5 protein-coding genes are annotated in these 7,404 nt (G+C 64.2%); 1 reads left to right on the top strand and 4 read right to left on the bottom strand.

Annotation, left to right across the window (positions count from 1 at the left end; translation table 11 throughout):
* Positions 1–636: 636 nt before the first annotated feature.
* The 4 genes from R4P08_RS17605 to R4P08_RS17590 all read right to left on the bottom strand — a co-directional run bounded on the left by R4P08_RS17605 (position 637) and on the right by R4P08_RS17590 (position 3,451).
* A complete protein-coding gene (locus R4P08_RS17605; protein WP_317815172.1) occupies positions 637–1,089 on the bottom strand; it encodes a hypothetical protein in 453 nt (150 codons plus the stop codon).
* 210 nt (positions 1,090–1,299) lie between these two features.
* Positions 1,300–1,797: a hypothetical protein gene (locus R4P08_RS17600; protein ID WP_317815171.1), complete on the bottom strand. Its 498-nt coding sequence runs from the start codon at positions 1,795–1,797 to the stop codon at positions 1,300–1,302.
* A 193-nt stretch (positions 1,798–1,990) separates the two neighbouring features.
* Complete coding sequence (locus R4P08_RS17595; protein WP_317815170.1) at positions 1,991–2,434, bottom strand: hypothetical protein; 444 nt, start codon at positions 2,432–2,434, stop codon at positions 1,991–1,993.
* Positions 2,435–2,668: 234 nt separating this feature from the next.
* Positions 2,669–3,451 (bottom strand): recombinase family protein, encoded by a 783-nt coding sequence (locus tag R4P08_RS17590; RefSeq protein ID WP_317815169.1) that lies wholly within the window; start codon positions 3,449–3,451, stop codon positions 2,669–2,671.
* Between the two features lie 378 nt (positions 3,452–3,829).
* Between R4P08_RS17590 and R4P08_RS17585 the strand changes: the two genes are divergently transcribed.
* Positions 3,830–7,180: a type ISP restriction/modification enzyme gene (locus tag R4P08_RS17585; protein ID WP_317815168.1), complete on the top strand. Its 3,351-nt coding sequence runs from the start codon at positions 3,830–3,832 to the stop codon at positions 7,178–7,180.
* The last annotated feature ends 224 nt before the right edge of the window (positions 7,181–7,404 follow it).

Below are 7,404 nucleotides of genomic sequence, written 5' to 3'. Positions count from 1 at the left end.
ATCGATCCGTCACTACCGATGTTCGGGATTGTCGAATCCGTCTTTCCGGGCGAGTCCTGGTCGAGTTTCAACAGCAAGGTCATGCTCACGGCTGAGCGACTGGCGACGCTACTGCACGAGTGGTCGCCATCTCGACGTTGACTGCGTTTGAGCCGGGAACCCTCGGGCAGTGCGCTGGCCCTCGGACAGCTAGTGGCCGTCCTCGCGGGTCGCAGCAGCGACCCTCTGGCCCGGTCGCCTCAACTTGCGCGCTCATAGTCTCGATGTGGGGTTCCTCCTCCCGATGCGGCGCAATGTCCCAGCGGTAGATCAGGACGGCATCACGACCGTCGGCTGGGCCGCACCGATGGTGGCGATCGCGGGTCAGCGGTCAAGCTGGCACTGGAGGGCGTTTTGGATGACTGGCAGGGCGGGTTGCTCGAAGCCGGCGGTGCGGAGCCCGATGCGGTGGAGGTGTCCACAGCACTGTCTCGTTTGACGATCCTCCAGCGCTTCACCCGCCAGGTGCCGCACAAATCGCCTTTCACAGGGAGCTGGTGTCGCGTATGCGTGAAGTGCAAGAAGGGAGCACACAACACGGTGCAAAGCGACGCGGTGATCAGCGAGCGACAGCTACTGGCGCGGCGGAAACGGGCCTCACCACCGGGGTTCGATGACAAGCCACACGATTTCCCCTTCCGACGCCCACAAAGCAACGGGGGCGCCGCTCAAGCTCTCGCCTCTTCCTAGTTTCCCTTCGTCTAGCAGGGCGGTCGGATGCTTAAGCGCCGCCTCGTAGACATCCTTCACTTCCGGGCCGGTGAGCGTTCCGCATAAGCCCGACGGATAGTTCGACTCCATAAACTCTGGCGGCGCAGGGCCCGGCCACTTAGGCACGACGTTGACAGTGAGGGCGGTTTCCAACACCCCTGGCTCACAAACGATCACCGCCTCAGGCACCGAAAATTCCAGGATCGCTGAAGACGGCGCAACCTCGACCGCGGTCGCCTCTGTCGACAGCGCGCCGGAAACACCGCCGTTGCCGCACCCTGCCAGGAGTGCAACTCCTGCAAGGCAAGCGCCAACGCCTGTGCCATACCGCTTAAGCATCGCGACCTCAATCCCGTGTCGTGAACTATGAACCGATGTTGCCACCCCTCACGTCGCCACCGCAGTGCGTCGTCGAAAGTCGCGACACAGTCAACTGATCCGCAGCGCAGCTTCCGCATGTGGACCGTCCCAGTTCCTTGGTTGTGGGACAGCGACTGTCGACCCGCAGTTTCGGTAGGTGAGTCGCAACGCGCTACACATCGTGCGTGTTCATGAGGACTTGGTGCGCCGCCGGACGGGAAGGTCAGGGTTGATGACGCGGACCGCTTGAGTCAGAGCGAGGCCCAGTAGTCCGTAGATCCACACGGAGTACGACCAGGGGCTGTGGGTGACCACGCTGACGCGGGGTTCGTCCCTGGTCCAGTATGTGCAGCGGACCCCGGCCGGAAACCACTCGTAACCGTGAGACCACGCGATATTGGAACTGAACGACGCGTCCCATTCCGCGCCTCGGCGTTCGACGGGAAACCCCGGCGGATGGTCCGCGTCCCTGACTACGCATGTATAGCCGGGGTAGTCGTTGTAGTCGTCACTGCCGGCGAAGCCGAGGAACGCGATCGCTCCGCAGATCGACAGCACTGCAGAGACCGCGGCCGCAGTTCGTCTGGCGCCTCGCCCGGTCGCCTTGAAGGAAGCCCAGACAATGAAAGCCCAGAGCGCCAGCGCCAGGGCTACCGGAGGCAGTAGCGGAATCAGGAATGCCTCCACGGGTACCTCCTAGTCAACGCACTGTGCGGGAGCCGGACAGGTTCGCGTGTCAGTCGGTGGCGGACGACGAGTTCCCTCATCGCCAGACCCCTCGATTGCGGCGCTCGGTGGCTGGGTTCTGCCAGTACTGGCTGGCGGTCTGGTGTCGTGCTGCAGCACCTACCGCGAGCAAGATTCGCGGGAGGCGCTACTGCTACGACTGCGGGAGGTCGCGGGTCAGCGGGACTACTTCCCACTGGGTGTCGCTTCGCACCTCCTCGATCAGATCCGGCCTAGTTGAGTAGACCTCAATCCATCCTGTCTCGGGTTGAACCTCGAGGAACAGTGTCTCGTCGTCGGGCCAGAGGAAGGATGGTTCGGGGTGGAGGAACGGGTCCATGAGAGCCGCAGTGGAAGCCGATACCAGCTGGTAGTCGTAGTCGCTGCCATAGTCACTGTCATCGACGATGGTGATGATGCGTGCGGCTTCGGGTGTTCCGATTGGATCGCCGTTCACCGTCCAGATTGCCGCTTTCCACTGCTGGACAGTCGCGGTGTTGCAGTAGCGCTGCGCGATCTCGATGGCCGGGCCCGCGCTGCACCCGACCAGACGATCCACACCTATCGCCAGCTCCGGGGTGCTGGCGCTGTCGATCATCGATGTCAATCCACGGCGGGCCGGATACTGCGCACCTACACGCTCAGCGACCTTGCGCCATGAGCTCCGCCCGGCCACGTCGCGGCCCGTACGGAGCGTGATCGGACATAGGATCCGCACCCCGTAGGGAAAGAGATCTCGGACAGCGCCCACGGTCCCGGTCTCGAGCAACGCTGCGATGCGCCCCTCTCCGCACACTGGCGACCACCCACCCATGTCGCTCCCCTCCCTCGTCTACGTCGTATGTCGTTGGAGGGCGCGGTACAACGTCGAGCGTCCCACCCCCAGATCACGTGCGATCGCCGATGGCCCCTCCCCCGCCTCGATGCGGGCCCGGGCCTTGTCGATCTGCTCGTCAGTCAGGACGCGTTTGCGTCCCTTGTACTTACCCTTCGCCTTGGCGATGGCGATACCCTCGGCCTGGCGTTCACGGATGATGGCCCTCTCGAACTCGGCGAACGCCCCGAGCAGCGACAGCATCAGATCCGCTCGAGGATCCTGGGCGCCGGCGGCGTAGGTGGCCCGCTCGTGGACGAACTCCACACTCGCGCCCTTGTCGGTGATCTCGCCGACGATCTGCTTGAGATCAACCAGCGAACGGGCGAGCCGGTCCATCGATGCAACAACCAGCTCGTCACCATCTCGCAGATACCCGATGCACTCTTCTAGCTTCACCCGGTCCGCACGCGAGCGAGCCGACTGCTTCTCGACGTAGACCCGGTCGCACTCCCCCACCGCCTCGAGCTGACGCGCCTCGTTCTGATCGGCCGCCGACACCCGCACGTACGCCACCCGCTGCCCACGCGCACGCGAGGCCCGGCGAGCCGGCTTCGGAGCCGGCTTCGGCTTTGGCGTTACCTCGATGACGTTCTCCGAGTCCGTCGACTCCACTCGAAAGTTCCAACCCAACTCGTCCCGGCGTCGGAACCGGGTCCGCACGCTCCCGCGGCTGACGATGAGCACCTCCTCGCCACCATCACCCGAACGGTTCAGCAACGTCCCGATCCGATCAGCCATCGAAAGACCCTTTCGCCCGGAATCTGTATCAATAGATCTTAGACCCGACGGGAAGCCGTTTCATAAAGGCCGAAATCGACCCTGTGACACAGCGGGGACGGTTGGCGGCATATCGTCCCGCACGGGTGTACCCCATTGCACCGCTGTTGAGCCGGGCCGCCGACTCGTCAACCAGCCACGTCGATCTACTTGGAGCGCGTTTGACTGTGAGGTCGCGGAAGAGATGGACGTTTCCGTGGCCACTTTGTATCGGCGCCTTCCGGCCCGCCGGTCAGCATCAAGCGACGATCGCTGAATCGCCGGTGGGTCGACTCCGAGGCGACTCGGCATTGACGGACAATCAGGTCACCTGTCCTCTTCTGCCGAAAGGGCCCTCACGTGCCTTCGTCCTGGCTCGCCGATGCCGTCGCAGAGTTCGGCGACCGCTGCAAGGCCAAGCTCGCCGGGCCAGGAGAGTCGGAAGCGGCGATTCGGTCGCCGATTGAGCAACTCCTTGCGGCAGCCGGCACGCACCTGTCGTTAACAGTCGTGCCACACGACGAGGTTCGCGACGCTGACCGCGGCGTTCGTCCGGACTACGCGATAAGCGTTGGCGGCGCGATTACCGGATACGTCGAAGTGAAAAAACCGGGCGCCAATCTCGACCCCGAGGCGATGGCTGGGCACAACCGTCGCCAGTGGGAGCGACAGCGCGATCTCCCGAACCTGATCTACACCAACGGAACCGAATGGCGGCTCTACCGCGACTGCGAACCGGTCGGCGACCCCGTCCACCTGACCGGCGGCACGCTCCGAACCGCCGGCAACAAGCTCACGGCGCCTCCCGAGCTGGAGCAGCTACTCACCGACTTTCTGCGGTGGAAGCCCGCACCGATCACCTCAGTGATCGCGCTCGTGCGAGCCGTGGCACCGCTGACCCGCCTCCTCAGAGGCGAGGTCATGGACCAGCTCGCCACCGAGTCACGAGCGATCAAAGCGGGCGAAGACCGCGCCAGTCAACCCTTCCACGGTCTCGCGAGGGACTGGCGCAAGTTGCTGTTCCCCACTGCCACTGACGACACGTTCGCTGACGGGTACGCCCAAACTGTCACTTTCGCCCTGCTCTTGGCCCGAACCGAAGGCATCACACTGGCCGGCCCGGGCGGACTGCACGCCGTGGGCGCCAAACTGTCCGGCGAGCACTCCCTCATGGCCCGGTCACTCCAACTACTGACCGACTACGTCGCCGACGACTTCAAAGTCACGATCGACCTGATGGTCCGGGTCATCGACGCCGTCGAATGGCCCAAAGTCCGAGCCGGCAAACGCGACACCTACCTGCACCTCTACGAGAAATTCCTCGACGAATACGACCCCGCCCTGCGTAAGCAATCAGGCTCCTACTACACCCCCCGTGAGGTAGTCGAGGAGATGGTCCGCCTGACCGAGGATGTCCTCGTCACCCGCCTGGGCAAGACCGCCGGCTTCGCCGACCCCAACGTAGTTACCGCCGACCCCGCCATGGGAACCGGAACCTACCTGCACTCCATCCTCGAGCACGTCGCCACCCGAGTCGCCGACCGCGACGGCCCCGGAGCAGCCGCAGGCGCGGTCACCGACCTCGCACGCCGGCTCTACGGCTTCGAGCTCCAAATGGGACCTTTCGCCGTCGCAGAGCTGCGCACCACCGATCTCATGGCCAGCCTGAACGCCAAGCTGCCACCCGGCGGCCTGGGCTTGTTCGTGACCGACACCCTCGATGACCCCCACGCTGAACAAACACAGCTTGGTTCAGGCCTGGAGTTGATCAGCCGGTCCCGTTCGCGGGCCGCAGAGGTCAAGTCCGGAACGAAAGTCACCGTTGTCATCGGTAACCCGCCGTACCGGGAACGGGCGGAAGGGATGGGCGGCTGGATCGAGAACGGCAGCGACAGCGACAAGACCACCAAAGGTGACCACTACCGGCCCCTCGACGACTTTCGCGCAGCCGGAAACGGGCGAAACGAGTATGTCCTGAAGAACCTCTACATCTACTTCTGGCGGTGGGCCACCTGGAAGGTGTTCAACACCAATCAGGCGCTCGCCGACGGCGACGTCGGAGTCGTCTGCTATATCACCACCTCCGGTTACCTTCGCGGCCCCGGCTTCAAGGGGATGCGCGAGTACCTGCGCCGAACCACCAGCGAAGGCTGGATCATCGATGTCTCCCCTGAAGGAATGCGTCCGGACGTTCCCACCCGGATCTTCCCCGGCGTACAGCAACCCCTGGCCATCGCGATTTTTACCCGTCGCGCAGACTGCGACCAGCAAACTCCTGCGCCGGTGCACTACACCGCTCTTCACGGCACCCGCACCGAGAAGTACACCGCCCTCGCCTCCCTCGGCCTGGACGACGAGCACTGGCGGCCCACGCGCACCGACTGGCAGTCCCCCTTTACCCCCGCCGCCGACAGTGCATGGGACGACTACCCCTCAGTGAACGACCTCCTGCCGTGGAGCTCGCCAGGAGTCAAGGGGAACCGCACCTGGATCATCGCCCCCGCCGTTGATGTCTTGAAACGGCGGTGGAACAGCCTCCGAAATTCCTTGAGCGAAATCCGGCCCGTCCTCTTCAAGGACTCCCGCGACTCCCACCTCGATCGAGCGAAGTCGCCCCTTCCTGGCCACGACGTTGAGCGCACCACCGAAAAGTCCTTGACTTCGCACATTCCGGCCCTGCCCACGATGGTTAGCTACGGGTATCGCTTCCTTGATCGGCAATGGATCATCGCCGACCACCGCGTCATCGACCAAGCCCGGCCACACTTATGGGCGGCGCGCCGAAAGAACCAAGTCTTCGTCATCGAGCAACACGCCGAAGCCATTGATGACGGACCCGGCCTCGTGTTCTCCGCACTCATCCCCGACATGCACCACTTCAACAACCGTGGCGGACGCGCCCTGCCAGTACTGCATCCGGGAGGACGGCCAAATCTGGCGACGGGCCTCTTGGATGCAATGTCCACCCTCGCAGGGAGGCCGGTCAAAATAACCGACGCGGTGGCATACATGGCGGGAGTAACTTCCCATCCCGGTTTCACTATGCGCTTCGCCGACGAGCTGACTACACCCGGTGTGCGCGTGCCGATCACGACCGATCCGGAGCGGTTCGAGCGCGCGATCTCGCTAGGCAACGAGGTGGTGTGGGCGCACACCTATGGCGCGGTGCTCGCTGACGTCGAAGCGGGCCGGCCGATCGGCGACGTACGGTTCCCTCCAGGCGACGAGCGACGACTGGCGAACCTGACGGCGGTCGCCTCGATGCCGACGGTGATGACGTACGACCCGGGCGCTCAGATTCTTGAGCTGGGCGGCGGCACGTTCGGACCGGTGCCCGAGGCAGCGTGGGATTACACGGTGGGAGGGAAGAACGTCCTGCGGTCGTGGTTCAACTACCGCAAGGCCTCGCCGACCGGCCGGAAGTCGAGCCCTCTAGACGACGTCAACGCCGACTCGTGGCCGGTGGAGTGGACCGCCGAACTGCTCGATCTCCTGTCAGTATTGTCCCGGCTTGTGGAGGTACACGTGAAGCAAGCCGTGTTGCTCGAGCAGATCCTTGCGGGACCAGTGGCCTCTCGGGACATGCTCTCGGCAACTGGTGTCGTCTGGCCGACCGGAGACAAGGACCCGCAGCGTAAGCCGGACTACTCGACCAAGCGGAAGAACTTCGAGGCGACGGACGACGGACAGATGGGCTTCACGTTCACCTAGACCAAGGAGCCAACGTGTCCGACGATCCTCCCCGCATCCGGCCGGTACGTGACCGCTCGACGCTGGAATGAACCTTAAGCTGAGGAGAGCGTCGCCGGTGCTGTCGATGGCGCCGCGGTGCTCCTGCAGACTGTGCGGCCAGCTGCCCGCAGTTGCTGGATCGCAGGGGCGGAAGCTGCTGCCGGTCAGCGTGATTCTGTTGTCGTCCTTCGGAGCCTTCCTCT

Origin of the sequence: Rhodococcus sp. IEGM 1408 (genome assembly GCF_033142235.1) — a bacterium.
Taxonomy (GTDB): domain Bacteria; phylum Actinomycetota; class Actinomycetes; order Mycobacteriales; family Mycobacteriaceae; genus Dietzia.
The sequence above is the reverse complement of the archived record's forward strand: the minus strand, read 5'-3'. Positions and strand labels throughout refer to the sequence as shown.

Excerpts from the sequence above, each read along its gene's own strand:
- R4P08_RS17605 (WP_317815172.1), bottom strand. The coding sequence starts at position 1,089 with ATGCTTAAGCGGTATGGCACAGGCGTTGGCGCTTGCCTTGCAGGAGTT.
- R4P08_RS17595 (WP_317815170.1), bottom strand. The coding sequence starts at position 2,434 with ATGATCGACAGCGCCAGCACCCCGGAGCTGGCGATAGGTGTGGATCGT.
- R4P08_RS17590 (WP_317815169.1), bottom strand. The coding sequence starts at position 3,451 with ATGGCTGATCGGATCGGGACGTTGCTGAACCGTTCGGGTGATGGTGGC.